The sequence below is a fragment of the Terricaulis silvestris genome, assembly GCF_009792355.1.
GTDB lineage: Bacteria > Pseudomonadota > Alphaproteobacteria > Caulobacterales > Aquidulcibacteraceae > Vitreimonas > Vitreimonas silvestris.
Map to the genome: position 1 here is coordinate 3,092,587 of NZ_CP047045.1, position 26,182 is coordinate 3,118,768.

At 62.3% G+C, this 26,182-nt stretch carries 27 protein-coding genes; 13 read left to right on the forward strand and 14 right to left on the reverse strand.

The features are described 5' to 3' along the window. Positions 1-67 precede the first annotated feature (67 nt). The 5 genes from DSM104635_RS15800 to DSM104635_RS15820 all read left to right on the forward strand — a co-directional run bounded on the left by DSM104635_RS15800 (position 68) and on the right by DSM104635_RS15820 (position 2,523). Complete coding sequence (locus tag DSM104635_RS15800; RefSeq protein ID WP_158767134.1) at positions 68-418, forward strand: ArsR/SmtB family transcription factor; 351 nt, start codon at positions 68-70, stop codon at positions 416-418. Continuing rightward, positions 408-878, forward strand: coding sequence for an SRPBCC domain-containing protein (locus DSM104635_RS15805; RefSeq protein ID WP_158767135.1), 471 nt, complete (start codon positions 408-410; stop codon positions 876-878). Before DSM104635_RS15800 ends, DSM104635_RS15805 begins: the two co-directional genes overlap by 11 nt. Continuing rightward, positions 875-1,222, forward strand: coding sequence for a YciI family protein (locus DSM104635_RS15810; protein WP_158767136.1), 348 nt, complete (start codon positions 875-877; stop codon positions 1,220-1,222). The genes DSM104635_RS15805 and DSM104635_RS15810 overlap by 4 nt, the downstream gene beginning before the upstream one ends. Positions 1,223-1,235: 13 nt before the next feature. Next, positions 1,236-1,874, forward strand: a complete 639-nt coding sequence (locus DSM104635_RS15815; protein WP_158767137.1) for a glutathione S-transferase family protein — start codon at positions 1,236-1,238, stop codon at positions 1,872-1,874. Positions 1,875-2,076: 202 nt separating this feature from the next. Next, entirely contained in the window at positions 2,077-2,523 is a 447-nt protein-coding gene (locus tag DSM104635_RS15820) for an SRPBCC family protein (protein WP_158767138.1), read from the forward strand. Positions 2,524-2,568: 45 nt separating this feature from the next. Here DSM104635_RS15820 and DSM104635_RS15825 read toward each other — a convergent pair whose 3' ends face one another. The 8 genes from DSM104635_RS15825 to DSM104635_RS15860 form a co-directional block, all read right to left on the reverse strand. Beyond that, entirely contained in the window at positions 2,569-3,276 is a 708-nt protein-coding gene (locus DSM104635_RS15825; RefSeq protein WP_158767139.1) for a glutathione S-transferase family protein, read from the reverse strand. A 24-nt stretch (positions 3,277-3,300) separates the two neighbouring features. Beyond that, positions 3,301-3,714 (reverse strand): hypothetical protein, encoded by a 414-nt coding sequence (locus tag DSM104635_RS15830; RefSeq protein WP_228445722.1) that lies wholly within the window; start codon positions 3,712-3,714, stop codon positions 3,301-3,303. A gap of 141 nt (positions 3,715-3,855) precedes the next feature. After that, the gene (gene fusA, locus DSM104635_RS15835) at positions 3,856-5,937 is read right to left on the reverse strand and encodes an elongation factor G (protein ID WP_158767141.1); all 2,082 of its coding nucleotides are present in this window, start codon (positions 5,935-5,937) and stop codon (positions 3,856-3,858) included. 87 nt (positions 5,938-6,024) lie between these two features. Beyond that, on the reverse strand, positions 6,025-6,495 hold the full coding sequence (rpsG, locus tag DSM104635_RS15840; protein ID WP_158767142.1) for a 30S ribosomal protein S7: 471 nt from the start codon (positions 6,493-6,495) through the stop codon (positions 6,025-6,027). A 12-nt stretch (positions 6,496-6,507) separates the two neighbouring features. After that, positions 6,508-6,879: a 30S ribosomal protein S12 gene (gene rpsL / locus DSM104635_RS15845; protein ID WP_158767143.1), complete on the reverse strand. Its 372-nt coding sequence runs from the start codon at positions 6,877-6,879 to the stop codon at positions 6,508-6,510. A gap of 478 nt (positions 6,880-7,357) precedes the next feature. Next, the gene (locus tag DSM104635_RS15850; RefSeq protein WP_158767144.1) at positions 7,358-10,432 is read right to left on the reverse strand and encodes a TonB-dependent receptor domain-containing protein; all 3,075 of its coding nucleotides are present in this window, start codon (positions 10,430-10,432) and stop codon (positions 7,358-7,360) included. Positions 10,433-10,966: 534 nt separating this feature from the next. Beyond that, positions 10,967-11,362, reverse strand: a complete 396-nt coding sequence (locus tag DSM104635_RS15855) for a DUF6491 family protein (protein WP_158767145.1) — start codon at positions 11,360-11,362, stop codon at positions 10,967-10,969. A gap of 204 nt (positions 11,363-11,566) precedes the next feature. Further along, a complete protein-coding gene (locus DSM104635_RS15860) occupies positions 11,567-14,785 on the reverse strand; it encodes a TonB-dependent receptor (protein ID WP_228445723.1) in 3,219 nt (1,072 codons plus the stop codon). A 448-nt stretch (positions 14,786-15,233) separates the two neighbouring features. Between DSM104635_RS15860 and uvrB the strand changes: the two genes are divergently transcribed. The 5 genes from uvrB to DSM104635_RS15885 all read left to right on the forward strand — a co-directional run bounded on the left by uvrB (position 15,234) and on the right by DSM104635_RS15885 (position 19,659). Beyond that, entirely contained in the window at positions 15,234-17,540 is a 2,307-nt protein-coding gene (gene uvrB / locus DSM104635_RS15865) for an excinuclease ABC subunit UvrB (RefSeq protein WP_158767146.1), read from the forward strand. After that, a complete protein-coding gene (locus DSM104635_RS15870; RefSeq protein ID WP_158767147.1) occupies positions 17,540-18,262 on the forward strand; it encodes a GIY-YIG nuclease family protein in 723 nt (240 codons plus the stop codon). Before uvrB ends, DSM104635_RS15870 begins: the two co-directional genes overlap by 1 nt. A gap of 120 nt (positions 18,263-18,382) precedes the next feature. Next, positions 18,383-18,622, forward strand: coding sequence for a hypothetical protein (locus DSM104635_RS15875; RefSeq protein ID WP_158767148.1), 240 nt, complete (start codon positions 18,383-18,385; stop codon positions 18,620-18,622). Then, entirely contained in the window at positions 18,619-19,074 is a 456-nt protein-coding gene (locus DSM104635_RS15880) for an aspartyl protease family protein (protein WP_158767149.1), read from the forward strand. Before DSM104635_RS15875 ends, DSM104635_RS15880 begins: the two co-directional genes overlap by 4 nt. Further along, the gene (locus DSM104635_RS15885) at positions 19,075-19,659 is read left to right on the forward strand and encodes a carboxymuconolactone decarboxylase family protein (protein WP_158767150.1); all 585 of its coding nucleotides are present in this window, start codon (positions 19,075-19,077) and stop codon (positions 19,657-19,659) included. It begins immediately after the preceding gene. Positions 19,660-19,808: 149 nt separating this feature from the next. Here DSM104635_RS15885 and DSM104635_RS15890 read toward each other — a convergent pair whose 3' ends face one another. Then, the gene (locus DSM104635_RS15890; RefSeq protein WP_158767151.1) at positions 19,809-20,156 is read right to left on the reverse strand and encodes a YciI family protein; all 348 of its coding nucleotides are present in this window, start codon (positions 20,154-20,156) and stop codon (positions 19,809-19,811) included. A 248-nt stretch (positions 20,157-20,404) separates the two neighbouring features. On the opposite strand from DSM104635_RS15890, the gene DSM104635_RS15895 reads away from it, so the two are divergent. Then, complete coding sequence (locus DSM104635_RS15895) at positions 20,405-21,049, forward strand: hypothetical protein (protein WP_158767152.1); 645 nt, start codon at positions 20,405-20,407, stop codon at positions 21,047-21,049. A 6-nt stretch (positions 21,050-21,055) separates the two neighbouring features. On the opposite strand, the gene DSM104635_RS15900 is transcribed toward DSM104635_RS15895, so the two are convergent. The 5 genes from DSM104635_RS15900 to DSM104635_RS15920 all read right to left on the reverse strand — a co-directional run bounded on the left by DSM104635_RS15900 (position 21,056) and on the right by DSM104635_RS15920 (position 23,770). Beyond that, positions 21,056-21,325, reverse strand: coding sequence for a hypothetical protein (locus tag DSM104635_RS15900; protein WP_158767153.1), 270 nt, complete (start codon positions 21,323-21,325; stop codon positions 21,056-21,058). Beyond that, positions 21,318-21,518 carry a hypothetical protein gene (locus DSM104635_RS15905; RefSeq protein WP_158767154.1) on the reverse strand — a complete coding sequence of 67 codons (201 nt, stop codon included), beginning with the start codon at positions 21,516-21,518 and terminating at the stop codon, positions 21,318-21,320. The genes DSM104635_RS15900 and DSM104635_RS15905 overlap by 8 nt, the downstream gene beginning before the upstream one ends. A gap of 116 nt (positions 21,519-21,634) precedes the next feature. Beyond that, the gene (locus DSM104635_RS15910) at positions 21,635-22,090 is read right to left on the reverse strand and encodes an SRPBCC family protein (protein ID WP_158767155.1); all 456 of its coding nucleotides are present in this window, start codon (positions 22,088-22,090) and stop codon (positions 21,635-21,637) included. Positions 22,091-22,153: 63 nt separating this feature from the next. Beyond that, positions 22,154-23,395 carry an RNA polymerase sigma factor gene (locus DSM104635_RS15915; RefSeq protein WP_158767156.1) on the reverse strand — a complete coding sequence of 414 codons (1,242 nt, stop codon included), beginning with the start codon at positions 23,393-23,395 and terminating at the stop codon, positions 22,154-22,156. A gap of 3 nt (positions 23,396-23,398) precedes the next feature. Continuing rightward, positions 23,399-23,770, reverse strand: coding sequence for a YciI family protein (locus tag DSM104635_RS15920; RefSeq protein WP_158768125.1), 372 nt, complete (start codon positions 23,768-23,770; stop codon positions 23,399-23,401). 175 nt (positions 23,771-23,945) lie between these two features. Here DSM104635_RS15920 and DSM104635_RS15925 point away from each other — a divergent pair, with 175 nt between their 5' ends. Beyond that, positions 23,946-25,397, forward strand: coding sequence for a toll/interleukin-1 receptor domain-containing protein (locus DSM104635_RS15925; protein WP_158767157.1), 1,452 nt, complete (start codon positions 23,946-23,948; stop codon positions 25,395-25,397). Positions 25,398-25,405: 8 nt separating this feature from the next. After that, positions 25,406-26,164 carry a pseudouridine synthase gene (locus DSM104635_RS15930; RefSeq protein ID WP_158767158.1) on the forward strand — a complete coding sequence of 253 codons (759 nt, stop codon included), beginning with the start codon at positions 25,406-25,408 and terminating at the stop codon, positions 26,162-26,164. Positions 26,165-26,182: the final 18 nt, after the last annotated feature.

Below are 26,182 nucleotides of genomic sequence, written 5' to 3' on the forward strand. Positions count from 1 at the left end.
GCCTTGGATGCTTTCGAGCTTGACGAATGCGACCGGCGATCGTATTTAACGACTACGTTAAATACAGATGCAGATCACCGATCCCCTCTCCGCGACGCTCAGCGCGCTCGCCGACCCCACCCGCCGCGCCATCCTGCAGCGGCTGGCCGAGGGCGCGGCCACGGTGAACGAGATCGCCGAGCCGTTCGACATCAGCCTCCCCGCCATCTCGCGGCACCTCAAAGTGCTGGAGACCGCCGGCCTCATCTCACGCGGCCGCGAAGCGCAATGGCGCCCGTGCCAGCTCGAACCGCAAACGCTCAAGAGCGTCGACGAATGGCTCGAACACTATCGCCGCTTCTGGACCGGCAGCTTCGACAAGATGGACGCCTACATCGCCGAATTGAAAAAGAAGAAGGAGAAGCGCGATGAGCGCTAAGCTAGCCGACGACGAACTGCTCATCTCGCGCACCTTCGATGCGCCTGCGTCGCTGATGTTCGAACTCTGGACCGATCCAGTGCACTTCAAGAACTGGATGGGTCCGGGCAAGTACGAATGCCGTCACGCCGAGATGGATCTCCGCGTCGGCGGCGCCTATCGCGGCATGATCTACGCCGATGACACCGGCGAAGGCTGGTTCGGCGGCGTGTATCGCGAGATCGAACCCAACACGCGCCTCGTCTTCACCTTCAAATGGGATAGCGGCCCCAGCGGCGAACTCGAAACGCTGGTTACGATCACCTTCCGCGAAGAGCGCGACGGCCGCACCACCATGACCTTCCATCAAACGCCATTCATGAACGTCGAGCGCCGCGACAGCCACATCGGCGGTTGGAATTCCGCCTTCACCAAGTTCGGGGAATACGTAGAAAAACTCGCAAGGGAGACAACACAATGAAACGGTACATGGCGCTCTTCGTCGCCGCGCCCGGCTCGTTCGAAAAGTGGAACGCGCTGGAGGACACGGTTCGCAAGGACCGCGAAGCCAAAGGGATGCAGGCCTGGCACGCATGGCACGAGCAGCATGCGTCGATCATCGTCGATGCTGGCGGCCCGCTCGGCAAGACTAAGCGCACCGACGCCAACGGGGTCAGCGACATGACCAACCCCATCGGTGGTTACGTCATCGTCCAAGCCGAAACGCACGACGCCGCCGCGCGACTGTTCGAAAACCACCCGCACTTCACGATCCTTCCCGGCAACGCCGTGGAAATCATGCCGTGCAACGAAATCCCGATGTGACGGAGCAGAACCAATGATCACGATTTCAGCCTTCGAATGGGTGCCCGATTTCGCGCAGGGTCAAGTGCGCGATCTCCGCGTGCGCTGGGCGCTGGAAGAGGCCGGCATTCCCTACCACACGCGACTCGTCAGCCTCGGCGCGGAGCAAAGCAGCGCGGCCTATCGCGCGCTGCAACCGTTCGGCCAAGTGCCTTACTTTGAAGAAGACGGTTTTGCGCTGTTCGAAAGCGGCGCGATCGTGTTGCACATCAGCGAACGCAGCGAAGCGCTGTTGCCGAAGGACCCCGCCGCACGCGCACGCGCCACACAATGGCTGTTCGCCGCGCTGAACTCGATCGAGCCCTGGATCCAACAAGTCGCGTCGATCGACTATTTCTACAAAGACGAGGACTGGGCCAAGCTCCGCCGCCCCGGCGCGCTTGAGTTTGCGCAACTCCGTTTGACGCAGCTCGCCGATAAACTGGGCGACAAGCCATATCTCGATGGCGACCGCTTCACCGCTGGCGATCTCATGATGGCGACTGTGCTGCGCATCCTGCCGCCGATCATCACCGACCCGCGCCTCGCCGCCTACGTCGAACGCTGCACGTCACGGCCCGCCTTCAAGCGCGCCTACAACGCACAAATGGGCGACTTCAAACAAGCGGCGTGAATACTCCTCGCCCTTGATGGGCGAGGTGGCCGCGAACGCCAGTTCGCGGACGGAGTGGGTGGCGGCTCAACCGCCCTGGCGCTGTCACCCACTCAGTCATCACGCTTCGCGTGCTGACAGCTCGCCCATCAAGGGCGAGCAGGTTTCGAACCAACCACACAGACCGGCCGCTCGCACTGAGCCGCGCCGAACGGAGACTCACATGCCAGACATTCTTCACGCCGTCGGAATCAAGGCCGCACCGAACGCCGTCTTCGACACCCTCACCACACTCAAAGGCCTATCCGGCTGGTGGACATCCGACACGCGCGGCGACGCCAGCGCCGGCGGCACGATTCAATTTCGTTTCGGCGAAAAAGCGCGCGTCGATGCCAAAGTACTCGAGCTCAAGCGTGGCGAACTCGTGCTCTGGGAGATCCTCGACGCGCACGCCGATTGGATCGGCACTCGGGTCCGCTTCGATCTGAAGCAAGACGGCGCGATCACGCTGGTCATGTTCAAGCACGAAGGCTGGAACAGCCCGACAGACTTCATGCATCACTGCAGCACCAAATGGGCGGTCTTCCTGATCAGCCTGAAGGCGTTGCTAGAAGAAGGCGCAGGCTCGCCATTCCCGCACGACGTTCAAATCGTCAGCAAGGCAGCTTAACCGCCTTGCGCGCGCAGCCCGGCCTCGTGTCGGGCTGCGCGCCTGCTACTTCGGCCGCGCGGGACTCTTCAAACCACGCTGAACCGCAGGCCGAGACAGCGCGCGCTCAAGCCAGGCCGGCACGTTTTTCAGCGTGTCGAACTCAACCAAATCGCGCGCGCCATAATACGTGATCAAATTCCGCACCGGCCCGATCATCGCGATGTCGACGATCCCGTACTCATCGCCCATGATCCAGTCGCGCCCCTCAAGCCGCGCATCCATCACATCGAGAAGCTTCCGCGACTCCGAAACGTAACGCTGCAGCGGCCGCTTATCCTCGATCTCGCGGCCTTCGAATTTTAGGAAGTAGCCAACCTGCCCAAACAGCGGCCCCACGCCGGCCATCTGAAAGAAGAGCCACTGGATCGCCTCGTAGCGCAGCGCCGGATCATCCGGCAGCAAGCGCCCCGCTTTCTCCGCCAAGTACAAAAGGATCGCGCCAGACTCGAACAGCGCCAACGGCCGTCCACCCGGCCCATTCGGATCGATGATCGCCGGAATTTTGCCGTACGGATTGAGCGCGAGATACTCCGGCGACTTCTGATCCTTCTTCCCGAAATCGACGTAGTGCGCTTCGTACGGCAGCTCCAATTCCTCCAACGCAATCGACGCCTTCACGCCGTTCGGCGACGTCAGCGAATAAAGCTGAATCCGATCCGGATGCTTCGGCGGCCAACGCGTGGTGATCGGGAAATCGGAGAGGTCAGTCATCAGCCACCGCGTGCATTCCCTTCGCTAGATGTAAATAACGCTGTCTCCAGCGACATCCTTCCGCACGCGTTCCGCGAAACCCTCAAAGTGAAACACAATGTTGTCGGCGTCGTCACCCAACAGGCGCCCTTCGACCTTTGTCCAAGCCATAAGGGCAACGCTTTTATCGGGCTCCCCGACAACTAGGACAGGCTGCTCTGTTTGATCGTGCCAAGCATAACGGCCGCCAAAAGTCCGGCGCGCCACCTCGAGAATGTAACAGCCAAAGCCTTCAATGACACGGCGCTGATCGTCTGCCGACATCTCACCGCGGTTCGCCGCCGCCCACTCCAACATTTCCTCGACGAGTGAGAGACTCGCTTCAGAAAAATCCAATTCATCGCCTCGGGGGACACTGGCCACGAGATCGTTGGCGATTTCTTCGAAAGACTTTCGCAAAACTCGCATCGCCGACACATGCTATCTGCGTTTCGGCAGGAGGCAACAAAAAGGGCCGCTCTTTCGAGCGGCCCTTCAAGCGTTAGCTGTTTCGTTTGTCCGCGTCGGTCAGCTCGGCGAGCACCGCTCCGTGCGCCAATCTTAGGCGCGGAGCTTCGCCAGCACTTCGGCGCTCACCGCCTTGGGGACTTCTTCGTAGTGATCGAACTCCATCACATAGCTCGCGCGGCCCTGTGAGAACGAGCGCAGCGTGTTGACGTAGCCGAACATGTTCGCCAGCGGGACCATCGCGTTGATGATGGTCGCGTTCCCGCGCATGTCTTGGCCTTGGATCATGCCGCGGCGCGAGTTCAGATCGCCGATCACCGAGCCGACATATTCTTCCGGGCTCGTGACTTCGACCTTCATGATCGGCTCGAGCAGGCGCGGATCGCCCTTCTCCTTCAGTTCACGGAACGCAGCCTGCGCCGCGATCTGGAACGTCAGCACGTTTGAGTCGACGTCGTGGTATTTGCCGTCGATCAACCGCGCCGTCACGTCGATCACCGGGAAGCCGGCCAGCAGGCCGTTTTCCTTGGCCATGTTCAGGCCCTTCTCGACGCCGGGAATGTATTCCTTCGGCACGTTTCCGCCGATAATCTTGTTCTCGAATTTGAAGCCCGAGCCTGGTTCGCCCGGCGAGAATTCGATCTTTACTTCCGCGAACTGGCCTGATCCGCCGGTCTGCTTCTTGTGCGTGTAGGTGATCGTTGTCGCGCGGCCGAGCTTTTCGCGATACGCGACTTGCGGCGCCCCGACGCTCGCGTCGACCTTGTAGGTGCGGCGCAGGATATCGATTTTGATGTCCAAGTGCAGTTCGCCCATCCCCTTCAGGATGGTCTGACCAGACTCTTGATCGGTCGATACGCGGAAGGACGGATCTTCGTTGGCGAGCTTCGCAAGTGCTACGCCCAGCTTTTCCTGGTCCGCCTTCGACTTCGGCTCAACCGCGACTTCGATCACCGGCTCCGGGAAGATCATGCGCTCGAGGATCACCGGCTTCTGCGGATCGCAGAGCGTGTCGCCGGTGCGCACTTCCTTCAAGCCAGCGAGCGCCACGATATCGCCGGCGAATGCTTCCTTGATGTCTTCCCGGTTGTTCGCGTGCATCAGCAGCATGCGGCCAGCGCGCTCTTTCTTGTCGCGCGTCGAGTTCAGCAGCGCATCGCCGGCATTCAGGATGCCTGAATAGATGCGGCAGAACGTGATCGTGCCAACAAAGGGATCGTCCATGATCTTGAACGCGAGCAGAGCCATCGGCTCCGTATCGCTCGACGGACGCGTCAGCTCTTTTTCCGGATCGTCCATGTCGACGCCCTTGATCGCCGGGCGATCGAGAGGGTTCGGCAGATAGTCGACGACAGCGTCGAGCAGCGGCTGCACGCCCTTGTTCTTGAATGCCGAGCCCAGCAGCATCGGATACCAAGCGGCCTTCAGCACCGCGAGACGGATCAGACGCTTCAGCGTCGCGATGTCCGGCTCGTTGCCGTCCAGGTACGCGGCCATGACGTCGTCGTCCATTTCGACGGCGGCTTCCACCAAAGCGGCGCGATACTCGATCGCCTTCTCTTTCAGGTCGTCCGGAATCTCGACGATGTCGAACTTCGCGCCGAGCGCTTCATCTTTCCAGATGACCGCGTTCATCTCGACCAGATCGACCAAGCCTCTGAAGCCAGACTCGATGCCGATCGGCAGCTGCAGCGGCACCGGGCGCGCGCCCAGGCGCTTCTTGATGTCTTCGACGCACATGTAAAAGTCGGCGCCGGTCTTATCCATCTTGTTGGCGAAGATGATGCGCGGAACCTTGTACTTGTCGCCTTGGCGCCAAACGGTTTCGGTCTGCGGCTCAACGCCCTGGTTGCCGTCGAGCACGACGACGGCGCCATCGAGCACGCGCAACGAGCGCTCGACTTCGATGGTGAAGTCGACGTGGCCGGGGGTGTCGATGATGTTCAAGCGCTTGCCGTTCCAGAACGTCGTCGTCGCAGCCGACGTAATGGTGATGCCGCGCTCTTGCTCTTGCTCCATCCAGTCCATGGTGGCCGCGCCATCGTGGACTTCGCCGATCTTGTGCGACTTGCCGCTGTAAAACAGAATCCGCTCAGTCGTCGTCGTCTTGCCGGCATCGATGTGAGCCATGATGCCGAAGTTTCGGTAGTCTTCGATTTTGTACTGACGAGGCATGACAATTCTGTCCGTATGTTCGATCGCCCGGCGTCTTTCGAGGCCGGGTTTATGTCCGGCGTCTAAAGCGCCGGCGATCCGTTTGGATTACCAGCGGTAGTGTGAGAATGCGCGGTTGGCTTCGGCCATCCGGTGCGTGTCTTCCCGCTTCTTCACCGCGTTGCCGCGGTTGTTCGATGCATCGATGAGCTCGCCGGCGAGACGCTCTTCCATCGTGTTTTCGTTGCGGGCGCGCGCTGCGCCCACCAGCCAGCGGATCGCCAACGCTTGGCGGCGCTCAGGGCGAACTTCGACCGGAACCTGATAGGTGGCGCCGCCGACGCGGCGTGAACGCACTTCGATCGACGGCGCGACGTTCGACAGCGCGTCGTGAAACGCTTCGATCGACGGGCGCTTCATCTTTGTTTCGACGGTCTCGAGCGCGCCGTAAACGATCTGTTCGGCAGCGGACTTCTTACCTTCGTACATGACGTAGTTCATGAACTTCGTCAGGACGAGATCGCCATAAACGGGATCGGGCAGAACTTGGCGCGGCTCGGCGCGGTGACGGCGAGACATACTGTGCTTTCCTTATTTCGGTCGTTTGGCGCCATAGAGCGAGCGGCGCTTTCTGCGGTCCTTCACGCCTTGCGTGTCGAGCACGCCGCGCAGGATGTGATAGCGAACGCCCGGCAAATCCTTCACGCGGCCGCCACGGATAAGCACAACGCTGTGCTCCTGCAGATTGTGGCCTTCGCCTGGGATGTAGCACACGGCTTCGATACCGGTGGTGAGACGAACTTTCGCGACTTTACGAAGCGCCGAGTTCGGCTTCTTCGGAGTCGTCGTATAAACGCGGGTGCAAACGCCGCGACGTTGCGGGCTCGACTTGAGCGCCGGCGATTTGTTGCGCACCGGCTTCGGGTGACGCGGCTTGCGGATCAGTTGGTTGATCGTCGGCATTTCGCTCGTTTCTTGTCCGTACAGTCCAAAATCAATTAGCGCGCCTCGCGTCCCTGTCGGGGTCCGCTTGGAAGCGCGCCGAATTCAGTGCCAATCGGCGGGGCCGCGCCAAGTGAGAGCGAGCGGCAACCGTTCCGAATGAGGCGGGACAAATACGGGCCGCCCCCCCGAACGTCAAGGGGCGGAACGTCGCCGTTCCGCCCCTCTCGGTCGTTAGCGCACCTCTACCGCCAAGACGGGCCTCTGGAAGTTGGAGGTCTCCCAGAAGCCCCGCCCGGCGGACGATTTCATCGGGGCCACAGAGGCTTGAACCCCGATGAGAGAGGAGCGCCCCCGGGCAAGTCCAACCGCGAAGGTCGTCCCCGCCCCGCTCCGGTCCGGCCCTGGAAGCAGCGCGGGTGAGACGCTGCCCCCAAGGCCGAAACCAGGGTCTTGTTCCACGAGGCGGCGGGCCGGGCAGCCCACCGCCTCGCTTGGCCTAGAACCGGGCCCGGGCGCCGATGGTGAAGAAGCGCCCAAGGATGCCAGGCGTGCCCCAAGACGGGTTGTAGCCAACCGCACCGTACGTCGTCGGATCGTATGCGGGGTCCTCACCCAGCACGTTCTGGACGTTCAGGTAGATCTGAACGGTGTCGTTCAGATCGTACGCGCCGTGGGCGTCGAGGTAGAACGAGTCGTCCACCTCGCAGACGATGATGGTCTCACCGTCCAGATATGTCGCCGGCGCGCCGGTTCCAACGCCGCTTGCGCAAGTGTCGTCATCGGCGTCGCCGCCAATGTCTTCGGCGACTGAGAGGTAGCCCTCGGTCCAATACGCGGTGAGCGAGAGCGAGGCCGGCCCGAACGTGAAGGTGTTCTGCCAGTTCAAGCGCCACTGCGGCGTACCGGAGGCGGCCGTGATGATGTATGGCCCGATCGTGCCGGCATATTCTTGTTCCGGCACGCCCTCGAACGCCTGCGTGAGGCTTTCGAGATAGGTGGCTTCACCAACCGTGCTCCACTCGACACCGCCCAAGTCGAACGAACCGCTCACTTGGAAGTCCCAGCCCGTGACTTGTTGCTCGCCGAGGTTCGCGAACGGCGTCTGCACATAGGCGATGCGCAGCGGGCCGGCCGGATTGTTCGGGTTCGGCGTATCTTCGATGATGGTGATGCCTGGCGGAATCGGATCGCCTGCATAGTAGGCCGCGATCGCCGCCGAAGCGTCGACAGCGCCGATCACGTTCTCCTTTTCTATGCTGAAGTAGTCAGCGGAGAACGCCCAATTGCCGAACGGCCGCACAACCACGCCGAGGTTCATGTTGACGGACTCTTCCGGCTGCAGATCCGGCGTTGCGATCTGGGAGAGACCCAGGCCGTAAATGCCGCAATAAGCCGGATCGCCACCGTGGTTGGCGTTGCACCAGTCGACGTCAGGCTGCGCCGCGATGAAGCCGGTGGTCGGATCCGCCGCCGTTTCGCCGAAGCTCGGGATGCGGAAGCCTTCCGAGTACGTTCCGCGGAATGCGAGGAACTCCAACGGCTCAAAACGGAAGCCAATCTTAGGCGAGAAGTCGCTCGCACCGGTCGAATAGGTGTCATAGCGCCCCGACACGTTGACGTTCAGCTGTTCGAACACCGGCAGATCGAGTTCGAAGCCGACTGCCTGGGTGTCGCGGGAGCCGGAAGCCCCGAACGGGTTGATGGTCTGGAAGTAACGATTGAGCGTGCCGCCTCTGTCGGAGTTCGCACTCGGGTTATCCAGCGACTCATACCGTGCCGAGGCCAGTAAGCCGCCTTCCGCCATGCCGCCTGGAAGCTCGAAGAGCTCCGTGGACACAGAAGCCTGGAGTTGCACCAACTTGGAGTTCGAACGCTGAACGCTCGTTGGCGACACGAAGTCGCGGATCTCATCGGTGTTCTGGCTTGGATCGACAAAGTTGTAGGTGCCCTGCCGAATCGCGGCCATCAAGTTCGGGAAGAACAACGATCCTTCCGCCGTCACCTCGAGGTTTTGCTGCATGCCGGTGGCGCCGATGTCGTAGTGATACTCATGGCCGCCCATCGTGAAGTCGCCGTTGAAGCCGCCAGCCGCGCGGAAAGTTTGCACGAACTGACGGACCGACGCGTCGATGTCGCCGAAGCTGTACCAAATGCCGACTTCTTGCCCCACTCCCGCGAGTGGGTTGTTCGGGTTTAGAGCCGCGCCCACTTCGCTGCCGTCGCAGACATAGTTGAACGAACCTTGAGGGCAGACGAACACCGGCAAGTTGGCCCGAGTTCCTGTCGCAGCATTATCGGTACGCCATTGTGGGCCGAAGATTGGATTGCTCGGCGGAGGCGTACGATTGCGGATGTTCGGCGACGCGCCAGGCGTGAAGACGTCGTTCTGATAGTAGGTGCCCATCAGATAGGCTTCATGACTGCCGGCCAGGTTGAACGTGAGCCGCGCCGACAACGATGCGCGCGTATCCTCTGGCGAAACCACGCCGAATTCGCGCTGCGGATCGAGCGAACAGACATTGGTGTCCGCCGCGAACCCGACCCCGGCGCCGCCTGGGATGACGCCGGGCGTCGTATGCTCGTTGCAGCTCGTATCCAGAAGCGAAAAGTCGCCAACGTACTGCGTCCCGTCCCACGCACGGATCATCGCGTTGGCCGATCCGAAGCCACGCGCGGCGGGCGCCGTGAAGGTGCCGTCGTGCTCAAGGCCCCAGAAGACGCCCGTTGCAATGCAGGTCTCGGTGTCGGCCGGATCCAACGCGTTGACGGTGAGACCGCAAATCGACGTCAGGTCGGACGTAGTGGTCGGGAAGAAGTCTGCGTCCCGCGCCCAATAGATATCCTGCCTTTGATACTCAGCGGAGATGTAGAAGTTATAGCCATCCGTCCCGAGGTCGCCATGACCCCAAATGCCGGATAGGTTGAACTGCTCGGCCCCGTCGCCAGCGCCGCGGAAGGCGATGCTGCTATCGATGCTGGCGCCCTGATACTCTCTGCGCGTGATCATGTTGATGACGCCGGCGATCGCGTCGGCGCCGTAGGTCGACGACGCGCCGTCCTTCAGCGTTTCAACGCGCGCAATCACGTCCTGCGGGATCGTATTCAAGTCCACGAAGTTCCGCGTGCCGTCGTCGGACAGCGGGAAGTAAGAAAGCCGCATGCCGTCGACGAGCGTCAGCGTGTTGCTTGAGAGCAAGCCGCGCAACGAGACCGTGGACGCGCCACCCGCGAACGCGCCGTTTGCGGTGAAGCTGTTCGGCAGCGAACCGCCGGCGTTGCCCGACAGCGTCTGCAGCGCGTCGGCGATCGTGGTTTGGCCACGAGCCGCCATATCGTCAGCGCTCAAAATGCCGATCGGATTGATGGAATTTGCGTTGCCGCGTAGAATCGAACCGGTGACGACGATGGTGTCGCCTTCTTCGACCGTCTCTTCTTCCGGCGGTGGTGGTTGTGCGTCTTGTGCGTAAGCTGCCGGCGCAAGCGCGAATGCGAATGCACTCACTGAAAGCGCCAAAGCGGCAAGGCGTGCAGAAACTGGCGCGCCGTAGCGCGTGCGGTCATCATAGAACATGTGGAGCCCTCCTCTGGCTCCCCCGTTCTCCGCAAGTTCGACGTTTCCCCGCGCCGGCCTTACGCCAATCCCTCAATGCACTGATGCTGCGCGCGTTTCCGATTGCGGCGGAATCAAGAGCCCGTGATGAAGCGCGCCATGCGACGAACGCACCGTCGCCGCGGACGAATGCCGTTCGTCGTGTTGTACAAGATCACGCGCGCGTGAGGAACGCGTCTGATGCGGCGCGCAAACCAAAACGTTCAGTTGACCTCACGCGGATGAGAGAACGCATCGCAACGCCGCGCACTCGATCACCGCGCTGTGATTGCCCGGCAGCTCGTCAGCCCCGGCGCCGCGCGCGCACGAGCCCGAACAAGGCGCGGTGACGTAACCGCGTTCAACGCCGCGACAGCGCCCTTAGGATGAGCTGGAATGGCGCGTCGCGCACGGAAGGGCTGCGCGGCACACAAAGACAAGCCCGGCGTTCTGCAACGCCGGGCTTACCTACCGCCAATCCTTTGGCGGCTACATGCTTAGGACTTGCGCCGACGGCTAGGTCTCGCGCCGCTGAACGCGGTCAATCTCTGTCACCTGGCAGCTCACGCCGCGCACGACGATGTGGCTGAAGGTGTCGAAGTGGCCCGATCCGCCCGGCAGGAACGTAAGCGCGCTCGCATTGCGAAGGTCGCGCGCGCAATCGGAGCCGAGTTTGACGCGGTACCGGCGGTTGGCGCCGAACGTCACCAAGAGGCTGTCGTCCTCCAGGATCTCATACCGGGTGATGTTCGTCGGGAACGAGACACGGGCGTTCTCCTCCACGACGGTAAACTGCCCATCTACCGCCGCGGCGAGTTCGGGATTGAGGCTGCGTTGCTGGCCGGCTGCCGCCGGCGCACCCGCCAATAACGCGGCGAAGACCAATGATGGGACCAAGAACTTCAGACGCATAACAACATCTCCAGAAGTGCCTCAAAGCTAATGTAGCGCGGATCGCCCGTCGGTTGAATCAAGTCGCCGTGAGCGAGCCAAAACAGCCTGCCTAAGCATCCCCGGGGCCGCCGTGACCGCAGTCATCCAGTGCGCCGCAAGCAAAGAAAAAGCGGCGGACCATGAGGTCCGCCGCTAGTTCCGCTCGCAAGGAGCAGTAGTTGTTTAGAACGTCCAGTCGAAGCCGAAGCGAACCGACCGCGGCGTTTGGTAAGCGATCGGGGACCCGTAGTTGGGGTTGACACCGGTCGGGCCCACGCCGAACTCGCCGACTTCGTCCGCTTCCTGCACACCTTGCTCGTTGAACACGTTGAAGAGGTCTGCACGGAGCGAGAGGTTGCCAAACGGATTGATCGCTTCCGGCAGTTCGTAACGGAACGACAGGTCGACGTTGTAGAGCCAATCGCTCTCGAACACCGAACCGCGATCCACAACAACGCCGTTGCAGATACGTGCGTCTGAGCCCGCGCCATAAGAGTCGTCCGCGATCAGGCCGTCCGCGAACCCAGTTGCCGCGCCGATGCAGCCATAGTGCCGCGGCGAGGTCACGCTCACGTTGCCGCCGACCAGAAGGTCCTCGGTGATCGCGTAGCTGCCACGAACCTTCAGCACGTGCGCCCGGTGGTTCGGGAGCAGGCCGTAGTGACCCGGGATGAACGCCAAGAAGTCAAAGTCCTCCGTAATGCCCGGATCGACCTGACCGACGTCGGACTGCAGCGCGCCTTCAAAGTTACCTTCGGATTTCGACAGCGTGTACGAGGCGTTCATGCCCCAGGTGCCATCGAACGGCCGCTCCAGTGAGAACACCAGGCCGAGGTACTCACGGCGAACTTCGGGGAACCCGAGTTGTTCTGCCGTCAACGTCACGTCGGTGATCGCGTTGCCGGGGCCAATGCCGTGAGGAAGGATCACGTGCGAATCTTCACCCGGATTGAGGATGAAGTAGGTGAAGCTCGCGTCCGAGTAGGGTTGGACACCCGCCGTGGCCGAGACGTCACCGCATTCGGTGGCAAGGTTGTAACCCTGGTCTGCGCAGTAAGCGAGGATACCACGGTCGATCTTCGCGTCTTCCGACACGCGGCCGAGGTCGCGGTAGGTCAGCGACACGCCGGCGGTCCAGTCCGAGCCGAGGTTAGTCTCGTACCCGATCAGGAACTCGTCTTCGTACGTCGAGCCCAGGTTCAGAGAACGAACCGACTCGATGTCCGGCGCGAGACCGTTGTTGCGCACGGTGCACGCCGCTGTGCCGGCCGCGCCGCCGTTCTGGAGCCAAACCGACAGCACGCCGCTTGGGCACACCGTTTGCGAGGCGCCCCCAGTGGCTTGCGGGAACAGGCCCCAATTGCCCGCGAGAATGGCGTCGACGTCCGCCTGCGTGATTGATGTACCCGCGCCGCCAAGCGGGTAGAAGTTTTCGTCGATGTCGATTGCGGGCGCCGCCGCACGGAACGCCGTGTTTGACGGGACCGGCAGGTAGTAGCGGCCGTAGAAGCCGTACAGTCTGCCCGAACGATCGCCGAAGACGTCGTACGAGAAGCCGGCGCGGATCGCCTGTTCGTCATTGAAATCGATGAAGGTTCCGCCAGCGCCGTTGTCGACGGAATACTGGTCACGACGCCAGCCCAAAGACAGGTTCAAGCGATCGGTAACATCCCACGCATCCTGGATGTAAACCGCCTCGGTAATGCCCTCGAAGCCGCCACCCGAGATGAACATCCGGCGACGGATGTAGTCTTGGTTGGCCTGCGCGATGCCCACGCCTGTCGCCGCCTGGAGGGCGGTGTTGCGCAGCGTGACGCTGCCGCCGTCGAGGAACGCATTGCCGGCCGTTCCGCCGTTGCGAACCGACAATTGGTTCATGGTCGTGTCTTCGTGGTCGTACCCGAAGCGAACATGGTGTTCGCCCAACAGGTTGAAGAACACGTCGATGTCAGCCCGGTAGAACGTACGCTCGCTGTTGAACGGGAATGTCGTCGCGGAAACTGGATTGGCGCCAGAGACGAAGCACGGCGCGCTCGGGTCGCAACCCGCCTCGCCCATGACTTCGCCTTGATTGAACACCTGCGGCACGGTCTGCAAGTTGTTGAGGGCAGCAGCGTCTGTTTGGCTGTTGCCGTACGCAGCCGAAACCGTCAGCCAATCCGTGAACGCGCCGGTGTAGCGCCCAACCCAGTTTTCGCCGCCTTGGAACGTCTCCGTCAGCAAGATCGGGTTCGGATCCAGAAGTTGGTTCGTGTTCGGATCGAACTCGAATTGCTGTCCGTTGATCGTCGCGGTCGTATCCCAGAACGTGTACTCGAGGTGGTGATCGTCGGTGACGAACGCGTCGATCTTATAGCCCCAGAACGGGTCGTCTTGAGTCGTCCGATTCACGACGCCGCCGGTCGAGGCAGTCTGTTGCTCGATGTCGCGGTGCTCATAGAGGCCATAGAAGAACAGGTGGTCACGAAGGATCGGACCGCCGAGTTCCACCGTCGCGGTAGTCTGCTCCGAGTCATACATCGAGTACTGACGGAACTCAGCGTTCGGGCGATCTTCGAGCAGGTCATTCGGCGCAAAGTTGACGTGCACGCCGCCGCTGAAATCGTTCGATCCCGACTTCGTAACCGCGTTCACGACGCCGCCGATGGCGCGGCCGAATTCGGCTTGGTAGCCGCCGGTCTTCACTTCAACGGTCTGATAGAAGTCGAACGGCACCGTGGCGCCGCCGAGACCGTTGATGAAGTTCGTCGTGTTCAGGCCGTTGATGAAGAACGCGTTTTCCGCGCCCGTCGCGCCGTTGATCGAGGCCGGCGCCAAGCTTTGGCCGCTCGCCAGAGAGAACGCCGTGTCAGACGGAACCGCACCCGGGGTGAGCAGGATCAGGCCCGTCACGTTGCGAGCGATTGGCTCGCGTGCGGCCAGTTCGGACACGTCGATCGAGGTGCCGGTGGTCGTTTGCGAGAACTCGACTTGGCGGGTCGCGGTGACGACGATCTCGTCGCCCGTTCCAGCCGCAGCCATCTCGATCTGGTAGGCGTTCGCCGTACCGACCTGGACCCGGATGCCGCGCGACGTCGTGGTCGAATAGCCGTCCGCGGTCACCACAGCCGTGTACGTGCCCTGCGGAATCTGCGGCACGCGCCAGTTGCCGTTTGCGTCCGTGGTCGATGTCCGCGTGAAGCCCTGGGCGTCCGAGGTGATGCTCACCGTCGCGCCCGAGACCGGCGATCCGTTTTCGTCAACGATCGTGCCCGTCAGGTTGGCGTTGGTGTAGTCCTGCGCAAGCGCATCAGTGCTGGTCGCCATAAAGGCGGCGCCACCGACGGCGAGCGGCACGCCCAGGCTGGCGACGCCAGCAAGCAGCGTCGAAGCAAATAGACGCTCTCTATTTGTTTTTCTCACGGCGAAATCCCTCCAAAGCGCCCCCGCCTCGCTCGAAGCGAAGACCGACCGCTCACCCTAGCCAAACGAACGATTTCGCCTGGCGCAACAACTCGGAGGCATCGAATCCCCAAGACGAGATCGCCAACAGCCTCTGCTGGCAGCGATCGCCTCCGAACTTAGGGGCGACGCTAACCACGCCGATTTTGCACTGTCAAACGATGGACACTTTTCGTCCGCAATTGGTGCGCGCAGTGTGGCGAACAGAGCGGCAACATAAGGAGGCCGTTTCCCCTCATTCGACGCGTGGGATCACACTCAACTCATTGATTCCCATGCGTCATGTCCCGCGTCATGACCTCGGAGTCACCGAGAGGACACAACTGCGGCGAATGATCGGTTGAGTACGACGAAATGCGACCAATGACGGCAACTGGCGCAATGTCGTCACGGCGCCTACCTTGCGCCCATGCCTCGCACGCCTCCGCCCCATTCCGTGGCCGAATCAGCCGCCGTTTTCGACGCTAACGCTGCGGCATGGACGCCGCATCGGCCTCAGCGCGCGTGGGAAAAACTCGAGGGCGGCCAGCGCTTCAACCTGGTTTCCGACTACGAACCCGCCGGCGATCAGCCCACCGCGATCGCGGAACTGGTCGATGGGATCCAGCGCAAGGAACAAGACCAAGTTCTGCTCGGCGTCACCGGCTCGGGCAAGACCTTCACGATGGCGCAGATCATCAGCAAGGTGCAGCGCCCGGCTCTCATCCTCGCGCCGAACAAAACGCTCGCCGCCCAGCTCTACGGCGAGTTCAGGCAGTTCTTCCCGGAGAACGCCGTCGAGTACTTCGTTTCGTACTACGACTACTACCAGCCCGAAGCGTACGTGCCGCGCACGGACACCTACATCGAAAAAGAATCCAACATCAACGAGCAGATCGACCGCATGCGCCACGCCGCAACGCGCGCGATCCTCGAACGCGACGACGTCATCATCGTCGCCTCGGTCAGCTGCATCTACGGTATCGGCTCCGTCGAGACCTACACCTCGATGACCTTCACCGTGAAGGTCGGCGAGGAGTATGGCGCGCAAGAACTGATCCGCTCCCTCGTCGCACTCCAGTACAAGCGCAACGAAGCCGGCTTCGCCCGCGGCATGTTCCGCGTTCGCGGCGACACCATTGAGCTTTGGCCCGCGCACTTGGAGGACCGCTGCTGGCGCTTCAGCTTCTTCGGCGACACCATCGAGAGCATCACCGAGTTCGACCCGCTCACCGGCCGCAAGACCGCGACCATGGACGTGGTGAAAGTCTATTCCAACTCGCACTACGTCACGCCCAAGCTCACGCTCGAACAAGCCGTCAGCTCCATCAAAGACGAACTCGCGCACCGCCTCGCGTTCTTCCGCGAGAACGGCAAGCTCTTAGAAGCGCAGCGCCTAGAGCAGCGCGTCAACTTCGACATGGAGATGATGCTGGCCACCGGTTCCTGCGCCGGCATCGAGAATTACAGCCGCTACCTCACCGGCCGCAAACCCGGCGAGCCGCCGCCGACCATGTTCGAATATCTCCCCGACAACGCCCTCGTCTTCACCGATGAAAGCCACGTCACCGTCCCGCAAATCGGCGGAATGTACAAAGGCGACTTCAGCCGCAAATCCACGCTCAGCGAGTACGGCTTCCGCCTGCCCTCGTGCATGGACAACCGCCCGCTCAAGTTCGAGGAATGGGACCGCATGCGGCCCGAGACCGTGCACGTCTCCGCTACGCCTGGCCCGTGGGAGCTCGACCGCACCGGCGGCGTCTTCGCCGAACAAGTCATCCGCCCCACCGGCCTGATCGACCCGCCGGTCGAAGTGCGCCCCGTGCAAGCGCACGGCCACAGCCAGGTCGACGACGTCATCGCCGAGGTGAAAGAGGTCGCCAAGCGCGGCTATCGCAGCCTCGTCACCGTGCTCACCAAGCGCATGGCCGAGGACCTCACAGAGTACATGCACGAGCAAGGCGTGCGCGTGCGCTACATGCACTCCGACATCGACACCATCGAGCGCATCGAAATCATCCGCGACCTCCGCCTCGGCGCCTTCGACGTCCTCGTCGGCATCAACCTCCTCCGCGAAGGCCTCGACATCCCCGAATGCGGCCTCGTCGCCATCCTCGACGCCGACAAGGAAGGCTTCCTGCGCAGCGAGACCAGCCTGGTGCAAACCATCGGCCGCGCCGCGAGAAACGTGGACGGCAAGGTCATCCTCTACGCTGACCGCGTCACCGGCTCGATGGAGCGCGCCATGGCCGAGACATCGCGCCGGCGCGAGAAGCAGCACGCCTACAATCTCGAACACGGCATCACGCCGCAATCGATCAAGTCGCACATCAAGGACATCCTCGACAGCGTCTACGAAAAAGACAGCCTCACCATCGACCCGCGCGACCCGATGGCCTGGAAACGCGGCGCCGGCGGCGACAAGCGCGGCCGCGGCGTCGGCGAAGACACCACCCCGTTCATCGGCCACAACATCAAAGGCTACATCGCCGACCTAGAACGCCAAATGAAAGACGCCGCCGCCGATCTGGAGTTCGAAACAGCCGCGCGGCTGCGCGACGAGATCAAACGCCTACAAGAAACCGAACTGCTCATCGCCGACGATCCGCTAGCCCGCCAAGAAACGCTGCGCGAAAACGTGGAGCAAGCCGTGGCGACGAGCCGGGCGACGCTGACGGGGGCGACGGTGAAGCCGAAGCGCAACGCGTATCGCGGACGACGGCGGAAAGGGCCGTGATGTCCGGCGAGTTCACTAAATCGCACATAGTTTCCGAGCTGCAGCGAACGGCGTCGGAAAATGAAGGCGCGTCGTTAGGAGCGAAGCGCTTTGAACAAGAAACCGGCATTCGCCCACACGAATGGCAAAGGTATTGGCCGCGATTTTCCGACGCGCAGAAAGAAGCTGGGCTCATGCCAAATGAGCGCAATGCAGCGATTTCAGATGAGACGATGCTTGAACAGCTCGCTCGCCTGACGCGAATGCTGGGTCATCGTCCGACTGTGAGCGAGTTGCGTGTCGCGAAACGAAGCAATGCTGCGATACCTGGCGTCGAGGCTTTCCTGCGAATGGGAGACTTCGACGCGATCACGGAGCGACTGCGCCAGTTTGCGTTGGAGCGCTCGGAATACTCCGACATCACCGCCCTATTGCCTTTGCTCCCCGAAAAGCTCTGCGAGGCAACGGACGTGCAGAGCGATGCGCCCTTCGGGTTTGTGTATCTGCTGAGAAGCGGTCGGCACTATAAAATTGGAAGATCCAATTCCACGGGAAGGCGAGAGCGCGAGTTGGCGATCCAACTTCCCGAGAAGGCCGCCATCGTCCACGAGATTAAGACGGACGACCCGATCGGAATCGAGAAGTATTGGCATGGTCGCTTCGCCGAGAAACGGCTGAACGGTGAGTGGTTCGCGCTTTCCCAACAGGACGTTTCCGCTTTCCGCCGCCGCAAGTTCATGTAGCTATTTTCGCCCAGCCGATTGGGCTGGCGCCGGAACGGCTCAGACTCTACCTTAAGACTCTGGTATCGCGGCGCATGAGAACAACCGAATCGGTGGGGCTTCTGACACGACGAGGAAGTCATGGCTGAACTGGACATGTCCGAGGCGATCTCCGCGTTTCACGCGCAAAGACCGCGCCTCCTCCAAGACCACGGCCCGAGCTGGGTCGTCTTCGTCGGCGCCGAGTTTAAGGGCTCGTTCAAAGAGTTTGACGACGCAGCAACCTTCGCGTTGGACAAACTCGGCGCCGCAGACTTCCTGATCCGCCACACCGAGGAGCACATTCCGCACATCCCGCTTGTGGTCGTTGAGGCGGCGTGAATCCGCTCTCGCAGGCGCCCGGTCCCGTAATCACGATCGAAGGCATCGTGATCGATGTCATCGTTCACCGCGAGCCCAAGGCGGCGCCGGAACAAGACGTCCCTGACTTTCTCGAACACGGCGCGATGATCGACACGGGCGCCTCGGACACGTGCATCGACTATCGCATCGCACACGCGCTGAAGCTTCGTCAGATCGACCAGCGCACGATCGGCACTGTCGGCGGACCAATCCAAGTCGCGGTCTTCCTAGGCGTCCTCGAAATCCCGCAACTCGGCTTCAAGCGGCTAGACCGTATGTTCGCGCCGAAAATTGAGCGCATCAACTACAGTGTCTTGATCGGGCGCTCGGTGCTGCGGGAGTTTCTCTTCACCTACGATGGTCCCGCGAACGTCTGCCACTTCGCGCGTCCGCACGGCCAGCCCGACCACCACGACGATTTTGCGACCTAAATGCACCTCCCCCACCCCCGCATCGCACCCCTCTCCGACGCAGAGCTCTCCCCCGAGCAACGCGAAGCGCTCGCGCCTGCGTCCTATCCCGGCACGCCGCCGCTCAACATTTTCCGCACGCTCGCGCACGCGCCGGATGCGCTGAAAGCGTTCCTCGCGTGGGGCACGTACATCCTGCGCAACAATTCGCTGACGCCGCGACAGCGCGAGATCGTCATTCTGCGCACCGGCTATCTCTGCCGCTCCGGCTATGAATGGACGCAGCACGTGCGCATCAGCTTGCGCGGCGGCATGAGCGAAGACGAAATCGCCGCGATCAAAGCCGGCGCAAACGCGCCGCTCTGGCAACCCGCCGACGCCGCCCTCCTCGCCGCCTGCGACGAACTCCACGCCAACCAATTCGTCAGCACCGAAACCTGGGCCAAACTCAAAGCCCACTTCACCGACAAACAATGCATGGACGCCGTCTTCACCGCCGGCCAATACACGCAAGTGAGCATGATGCTGAACACCTTCGGCGTGCAGCTGGATGAAGGCCAGAAACTTGATCCGGATTTAGATAAGCGCAAAGCCCCCTCCCCTTGAGGGGAGGGGGTTGGGGGCGGGGTGAATCACCGACACCAAAAGTTCTGCGTAGACGAAATCACAAACAATACGCATCACCCCACCCCCTGCCCCCTCCCCTCAAGGGGAGGTTCAAGTATGAGGAGACGCAGCGCGCTAGCGCCGCATGATCACGATTTCATTTCCGGCGGCGCGTCGGAAATCTCGATGACTTCCGATACGCCATCGCCGGCGACGGCGAGGAATTCCTTGACGTCGGCGACCAACTCTTCGCGCGTTTCCGCTTGCAGTAGCGCCCAACCTGTCGCGCCTGCCCACGCCGCGCCGCCGTTTTCGATCGTCGCCGCGCCGTTCTTCTGCCGAATGCGCAGCCCGTTCTTGTCGCGCAGTTTGAGCCCACCGGTGGAGATAAGCTTGCCGGCCTTCTTCTGCTTGTCGATCAGCGCGCCCATTTTCTTCATGTGTTCGGCGTCGGGCGGACCCATAGAATCGGCGGTGTAGAGCGCTAGGAATTGCATGATGTTCTCCGGGGGGGAAATGCGCGAGATTTCGCGCCTCACTACCCAAGAACGTGCGAGCCGCATCGTTCCCGACACATCGCATGTTCCCTCTCGTCTTCACCGCAAGTCAGCATGATGCTGAGAGGGGGAATGCGCGGATACACACACCTCTATCCACGCCCCAACACCGTTCCCGCCCAACAAAATCAAGCACCCACACAAAATCTATCCGACCCACTTGCGCGCACCCGCACACTGCGCCCCGCATGAACGCCTCAGCAGCCCCCTCCCCACCGCCGACACGCCACGCGCCGATCGCGCTCTGGCGTGTCGCTGAGGCGTTCATGCACACGCTCTACGCCTTGTTCGGCGCGCCCGAGGACGTCGCCGCCGACCACACGCTCACGCGCGCCGCGCACACACTGATGGCGTCCTGGATTCGCTGCGCCGAAGCGATGCTGCGGCGCCTGCTCCTGATCGAAGCGAGCGTCTTCCCCAAACCCAACACCCGCCCGCTGCTGCACGAGAAGCGCAAGCGCACGCGCAAAGCGATAGGCTTCGACGCCGACAAACCGGAAGCTTGGCGCGTGAGTTTTCGGTGCTTCGCTCCTATGGAGCGCCGGCGTCCTCGCTGGCAAATGGTTGGGCCTGACGCAAACATGCCGGCGAGACGCCGGCGCTCCATACGCTTCCGCTCAGCCTGGCCGCTCGCGGAGCGCTACGAAGCCCTGATCCGCGTCTTCAACAATCCCGAGCGCTACGCCCGCCGTCTCGCCCGCGCACTCCACGCGCTGCCGCACCGCATCCGCGAACTCTTCCGCAAACCGGAGGAGGCGCAGCACCGCGTCGATGACTGGGACGTGTTCGACGCCGGCGCGCAAAGGGCGTGGCCGGTAGCCGATACAAGCTGAGCGGCATCACTTCGCCGGCGGCGTCTCTTTCGGAATCGCCGTCGTCTTCACCGAGCGAATAAACGACTCGATGTCGCCCGCTTCGTGCGCGGTCTCGTCGCGATCCTGCACGATCGCGGCCTGGTCGATCAGCAGATCCTGCAGATCGTCCGGCAGTTGGTCCCAATGCAACACCACGGCCTGACCAAGCCGGCGCAGCAGAGCCTCCTGCGCGTCCTTGTACTTCAGCGTCACCGCCATCGCTTGCGGCGGCCGTGGTTCCGGACGGTTAGTCATACTGCACGGATTCCAGCCGCGCTTCGTCGATGATGCGGTCGAAATTCTCGCCCTCACCGCGCACACGATATTGCTGCGGGCCTGAATCGCGCGGCAGCGGCGTCACCACCGAACAAAAACCGCCGGCCGAACCGAAAGAGTTTCCGCGGCTGACGGAAACGCGTTGGCCGACGCTGAACTTAGTCTGCGCCATGGAATGCCCTTTTCTGGAGAGAAAGCGCGACGGAGCGGCGCTGTCTTTCAGGACATATGGGCGCTCGGGGGTCCAAAGGCAAACGGCGGCCCCATTTGGGGTCGCCAAAACCGCGCTCAAATCGTCTTCGCCAGCGCTTCCAATTGCCGAGCCGTTTGCGTCCAACCCGGCTCAAAGCCCATCTCTTCGTGCTGCTTCTTGGTCTCTTCCGACCAATGCCGCGCAACAGCACGATACTTGGTCTTGCCGTTGCCGAGATCCTCGAACGTAATCTCCGCCACCATGAACGGCCCCGACGGCTGGAACTCATCCGGCGTAATCGCATCAGTCGTGACGAGGCGCTTATTCGGTTCAACCGCGAGGAAGAGACCTTTGTTCGGAAACTCCTGGCCCTCCGGCGACGCCATCACGAAATTGAAGCGGCCGCCGGGGCGAACGTCGCTGTCGACGCTTTTGATCGTCCAAGGCTTCGGCGCGAACCATTGCTGCAACAACTTGGGATCGGTGTAGCAGCGATAGAGCTTCTCCGCCGGCGCATCGAGTTCGAGTTCGATCTTCAGTTCATGTGACATCGTCGTCTCCTGTTGTCTGAACCTAGGACGAACCACCTCAGAGAAGACCGACAAGGCGACGAATTATTTGTGCGCCGACAACGAATCCAAATGCTGCCGAATATGCGCAGCCTCCGACGGCGTATTGGCCAAAGCGATCGCGCGATTGAACGCCTCCCGCGCCTCTTTCGAGCGCCCCAGCTCTTTCAAATAAGAACCGCGCACACCGTGAAAATAGAAATACCCGTCCAATCGATCCGCCAAAGGATCGATCAACGCCAGTGCAGCTTCCGGACCCTCAGTCTTCGAAAGTGCAACCGAACGATTCAAAGTCACCACCGGCGAAGGCGTATGCACTTCAAGCGCCCGATACAGCCCCTCGATCTCAACCCAATCCGTTTCGCTTGCCACACTTGCATGCGCATGGACGCCAGCGATCGCCGCCTGAATCTGATACGGCCCAGGTCTGCGCAGCCGCATCCCCTTCTCGATCAGCGCCAAGCCTTCCTGCATCGGCGCCCTCTTCCACTGCGACCGATCCTGGTCCTCCAACAGAATAGCGTTTCCAGCTTTGTCGTACCGCGCCGCGATCCGCGAATGCTGCAACAGCATTAGCGCCAGCAAGCCCATGATCTCCGGCTCCGCCGGATACATCCGCAACAACAACCGCGCGAGTCTGATTGCTTCATCACAAAATGCGGCGCGCTCGTCGTTATCGCTACCGGCGGAGTAGCCCTCGTTGAACACCAGATAGATCATCGCCGCGACCGCAGCCAAGCGCTCGCCTCGCTCCACCGCATCCGGCGCCTCAAACGGCACACCAGCGCCGGCGACCTTGCCTTTGGCCCGCGTGATCCGTTGCTCCATCGCGCTTTCGCCAACCAGAAACGCGCGCGCGATCTGCTTCACGCTCAAACCGGAGACGATGCGGAGCGCCAACGCGATCTGCTGAATCTGCGGCAAGTCCGGATGGCAGCAAATGAACAGCAACCGCAAAACGTCGTCGCGATAGTCCGCTTCATCCAACTTCTGAACGACCTCAGCCTCGGTATCGCTCAAATCCGAAAGCTGATCCTCATCCGGCAGCGGCGCTTGCTTTGCCCGCCGCCGGGTCACATCGATCGCCGCGTTGCGGCCAACCATAATGAGCCAAGCGGCCGGATCGCGCGGCGGGCCGTTGCCAGGCCAGTTCTTCAATGCCCGGAGGCAAGCGTCCTGAAACGCTTCCTCCGCCAAATCCAAATCGCGGAAATACCGCAGCAGCGCCGCGACAGCCTGGGGGCGGGCCGAGACCAGCGCCGCATCGATCCAGGCCATGTCCGCCATTGCCTACCGCTGCTCCACCGGCGAGCCGGGGTTGTAGAGCATGATAGGCCGCAGCTCGTAGGCGCCGCCGGGGTTGGCCACGGTCAACTCACGCGCGAACTCCAGGCCCTCCTCCAGGCTCTCGACATCGATGATGTAGAAGCCAAGCAGCTGCTCCTTTGTCTCCGCGTACGGTCCATCGAGCACCGCATCGTCCTTCTTGCGAAGTGTGGTCGCAGCCGAGGTCGGCAGCAGGCGGAGCGAGGGCTTCAGCTTGCCGCTCTTTTCCCACTTCTGATGCACCACATCGAGCCGCCCCATGACGGCGTCGTCTTCCTCTTTGGACCAGGCAAAGACGGTGGCTTCGTCGTTGTAGCAGAGCAGCGCGTAGAGCATCGGTGTGGGCCTCATCGAACCAAGGACGCAGCCATAAGGCGCATCCCGACACGGCGTCGAGAATTTCCTCAACAGCCAGCTGGTTGCCTTATCAGCTTAAGCCTCAGCAATGTTCAGCGATCCCGCTTGACGATGGCGCGTCCGGCTCTGTTCTACCAGGGCGAGAGGGAGCGGAATGGCGGAGGTCTTTATAGCTGCGGCGCCGGGCGAGGAGGCCCAGGCACGCGGCTTGGCGGAAGCGCTTCAGGCGTTGGGCCTGGACGTCGCCTCCGGCACGCCCGTCGAAGCCGAAATCGCGAAGACGGCGGAGGAGAGCAAAGCCCTAGTGGCGCTGTGGTCTCCGGCGGCGGCCGCGGCGCCTTGGGTGACGGCGCTGGGCGTGATGGCCCAAGAGCGCAAGAAGCTGATCTCGGCCGAGTACAAAAGCGGCGCGACGCCGGAGCTGTTCAAAACGGCGCCCAAAATCGATCTCGCCATCCGCGACCGCAATGCGTTCAAGGAGCGCTTCCAGGCGCTGGTCACCGAGCTCGAAAAGTTCACCACGGCGAAGGCCAAACCCGAAGCGCTCTCCGACGCGTTGATCAAGGCCCGCGCCGCCATCCTCAATCCGCCGATGACGCCAGCGCGCAAGCAAGCGCGAACGCTCGGCGTCTTTGCGCTTGGCGTGGCGGTGCTCTTCGCATTGGGCTTCGGCACGGGCCGGCTGATCCAGGCCGTTCGCTCCGGCACATTCCTGGTCGCGACCACGCAAGCAGACGCTGCGCCCGCGCAAGCACAGACCACATCAGCCACCACTACGCCGACGACGCCGACAATCACAGCGGCGATGTTGGAAGGCGAAACCTGGCAAGCCTCCGCCGCGCGCATCAACGAAACCGTCGCCACCGACATCAAGCGTCGCGCGCAGGATGGCGAAGCCTCGGCGCAAGCTCTCGCGTGCCTGGGTCACATGGCCGGCGCACAGGGTTTCCTGCCGAGCCCAACCGCCGCCCGCGAACAATGCGATGCGTCATCCGAACAGCACAACGCAGCCGGGCTCTATTATTCCTGGGTGCTCCGCCGCACCGCGCCGCATGCGGGCATCGACGAAGCCACCGCGCGCGGACGCCTGGCGGAAGCATCGCGCCTGAACTGGTCGCCGGCGCAGATCGATTACGCGCAACTGTTGGCCGGCGAAGCGTCGGCGCAATCGCAAGCCGAAGCAGGACGGCTCTTTCTGGCCGCCGCCGAACGCGGCGATCCACGCGGGCAGTTCTTCTACGCCCGCTGGCTCCGCGACAGCTCCGCAGGCCCCCGCGATCCGACAGCAGCTACGCCGTATCTCGAACGCGCGGCCGAGCGCGGCCAAGTCGATGCGCTGCACATGCTGGCGACGTTGAACCGCGACGGCATCGGCGTCCCCCGCAACGAAGCCCGCGCCAAGACACTCTACGAACGCGCCGCGCAGCAGAATTACCCGGCCTCGATGTTCAACCTGGCCGACATGCTCCGCTCCGGCACGGAAGCCGAGCGGACCCGCGCCATCGCGCTCTATTCGCAACTAGCGTGTATGCGCGACGAACGCCAGATCCAGCCCATGGCCGTCGCGCGCCTGCGCGCATTGCGTCAGAGCGCCACCTGCCGCTAACAAGCGGCGTGACTTGGCGAAAAACCTACACCGGCGCAGAACCGCTGCGCGTCAACAAATGGCTCGCCAGCGAAGGCGTCTGCTCGCGCCGCGAAGCGGAAGCGTTGATCGCGGATGGCGCGGTGCGGATCGATGGCCAGCGCGTGGAAGATGCCGGGCGAAAGATTGAGCCGGGACAAACGATCGAAGTCGCCAAGGCCGACGCGGGCGCGCTGATCACGGCAGTCCTGAACAAGCCGATTGGCTATGTCTCCGCGCAGCCCGAGCCGGGACAGGTCCCCGCCGCGCGCCTTTTGACGAAAGAGAACCTGGTCGGCATTGCCGATACATTGCCGACCAAAACGACAAGCCTCGCACCGCTCGGGCGTCTCGATCAAGATTCACGTGGGCTACTATTGCTGAGCGAAGACGGCGTGTTGGCGAAAGCGTTGATCGGCGAAACGTCGAAGCTCGACAAGGAATACCTGGTTCGTGTCAGCGGCCAGATCACCGACCGCAAACTCGCCCTGCTCCGCCACGGCCTCGCGCTCGACGGCAAGCAGCTGAAGCCGGCGAAGATCGAACACGTTGAGCCGCAACGCTTGCGCTTCATCCTCAACGAAGGCCGCAAGCGCCAAATCCGGCGCATGTGTGAGCTGGTTGAGCTTGAGGTGAACGATCTGCTGCGCCTGCGCATCGGGCCGCTGAAGCTTGGTGATCTGAAGGAAGGCTCGTGGCGTGCGCTGACGAGCGCTGAACGTGATGCGTTGATCCAGGCTTCGAAATAAGAAAATTGCCCTCAACAC

What these genes read in the sequence shown, in the direction of transcription:
- DSM104635_RS15800 (WP_158767134.1), top strand. Translation starts at nt 68, where the DNA reads ATGCAGATCACCGATCCCCTCTCCGCGACGCTCAGCGCGCTCGCCGAC.
- DSM104635_RS15805 (WP_158767135.1), top strand. Translation starts at nt 408, where the DNA reads ATGAGCGCTAAGCTAGCCGACGACGAACTGCTCATCTCGCGCACCTTC.
- DSM104635_RS15810 (WP_158767136.1), top strand. Translation starts at nt 875, where the DNA reads ATGAAACGGTACATGGCGCTCTTCGTCGCCGCGCCCGGCTCGTTCGAA.
- DSM104635_RS15815 (WP_158767137.1), top strand. Translation starts at nt 1,236, where the DNA reads ATGATCACGATTTCAGCCTTCGAATGGGTGCCCGATTTCGCGCAGGGT.
- DSM104635_RS15820 (WP_158767138.1), top strand. Translation starts at nt 2,077, where the DNA reads ATGCCAGACATTCTTCACGCCGTCGGAATCAAGGCCGCACCGAACGCC.
- DSM104635_RS15825 (WP_158767139.1), bottom strand. Translation starts at nt 3,276, where the DNA reads ATGACTGACCTCTCCGATTTCCCGATCACCACGCGTTGGCCGCCGAAG.
- fusA (WP_158767141.1), bottom strand. Translation starts at nt 5,937, where the DNA reads ATGCCTCGTCAGTACAAAATCGAAGACTACCGAAACTTCGGCATCATG.
- rpsG (WP_158767142.1), bottom strand. Translation starts at nt 6,495, where the DNA reads ATGTCTCGCCGTCACCGCGCCGAGCCGCGCCAAGTTCTGCCCGATCCC.
- rpsL (WP_158767143.1), bottom strand. Translation starts at nt 6,879, where the DNA reads ATGCCGACGATCAACCAACTGATCCGCAAGCCGCGTCACCCGAAGCCG.
- DSM104635_RS15850 (WP_158767144.1), bottom strand. Translation starts at nt 10,432, where the DNA reads ATGTTCTATGATGACCGCACGCGCTACGGCGCGCCAGTTTCTGCACGC.
- DSM104635_RS15855 (WP_158767145.1), bottom strand. Translation starts at nt 11,362, where the DNA reads ATGCGTCTGAAGTTCTTGGTCCCATCATTGGTCTTCGCCGCGTTATTG.
- uvrB (WP_158767146.1), top strand. Translation starts at nt 15,234, where the DNA reads ATGCCTCGCACGCCTCCGCCCCATTCCGTGGCCGAATCAGCCGCCGTT.
- DSM104635_RS15870 (WP_158767147.1), top strand. Translation starts at nt 17,540, where the DNA reads ATGTCCGGCGAGTTCACTAAATCGCACATAGTTTCCGAGCTGCAGCGA.
- DSM104635_RS15875 (WP_158767148.1), top strand. Translation starts at nt 18,383, where the DNA reads ATGGCTGAACTGGACATGTCCGAGGCGATCTCCGCGTTTCACGCGCAA.
- DSM104635_RS15885 (WP_158767150.1), top strand. Translation starts at nt 19,075, where the DNA reads ATGCACCTCCCCCACCCCCGCATCGCACCCCTCTCCGACGCAGAGCTC.
- DSM104635_RS15890 (WP_158767151.1), bottom strand. Translation starts at nt 20,156, where the DNA reads ATGCAATTCCTAGCGCTCTACACCGCCGATTCTATGGGTCCGCCCGAC.
- DSM104635_RS15895 (WP_158767152.1), top strand. Translation starts at nt 20,405, where the DNA reads ATGAACGCCTCAGCAGCCCCCTCCCCACCGCCGACACGCCACGCGCCG.
- DSM104635_RS15900 (WP_158767153.1), bottom strand. Translation starts at nt 21,325, where the DNA reads ATGACTAACCGTCCGGAACCACGGCCGCCGCAAGCGATGGCGGTGACG.
- DSM104635_RS15905 (WP_158767154.1), bottom strand. Translation starts at nt 21,518, where the DNA reads ATGGCGCAGACTAAGTTCAGCGTCGGCCAACGCGTTTCCGTCAGCCGC.
- DSM104635_RS15910 (WP_158767155.1), bottom strand. Translation starts at nt 22,090, where the DNA reads ATGTCACATGAACTGAAGATCGAACTCGAACTCGATGCGCCGGCGGAG.
- DSM104635_RS15915 (WP_158767156.1), bottom strand. Translation starts at nt 23,395, where the DNA reads ATGGCGGACATGGCCTGGATCGATGCGGCGCTGGTCTCGGCCCGCCCC.
- DSM104635_RS15920 (WP_158768125.1), bottom strand. Translation starts at nt 23,770, where the DNA reads ATGCTCTACGCGCTGCTCTGCTACAACGACGAAGCCACCGTCTTTGCC.
- DSM104635_RS15925 (WP_158767157.1), top strand. Translation starts at nt 23,946, where the DNA reads ATGGCGGAGGTCTTTATAGCTGCGGCGCCGGGCGAGGAGGCCCAGGCA.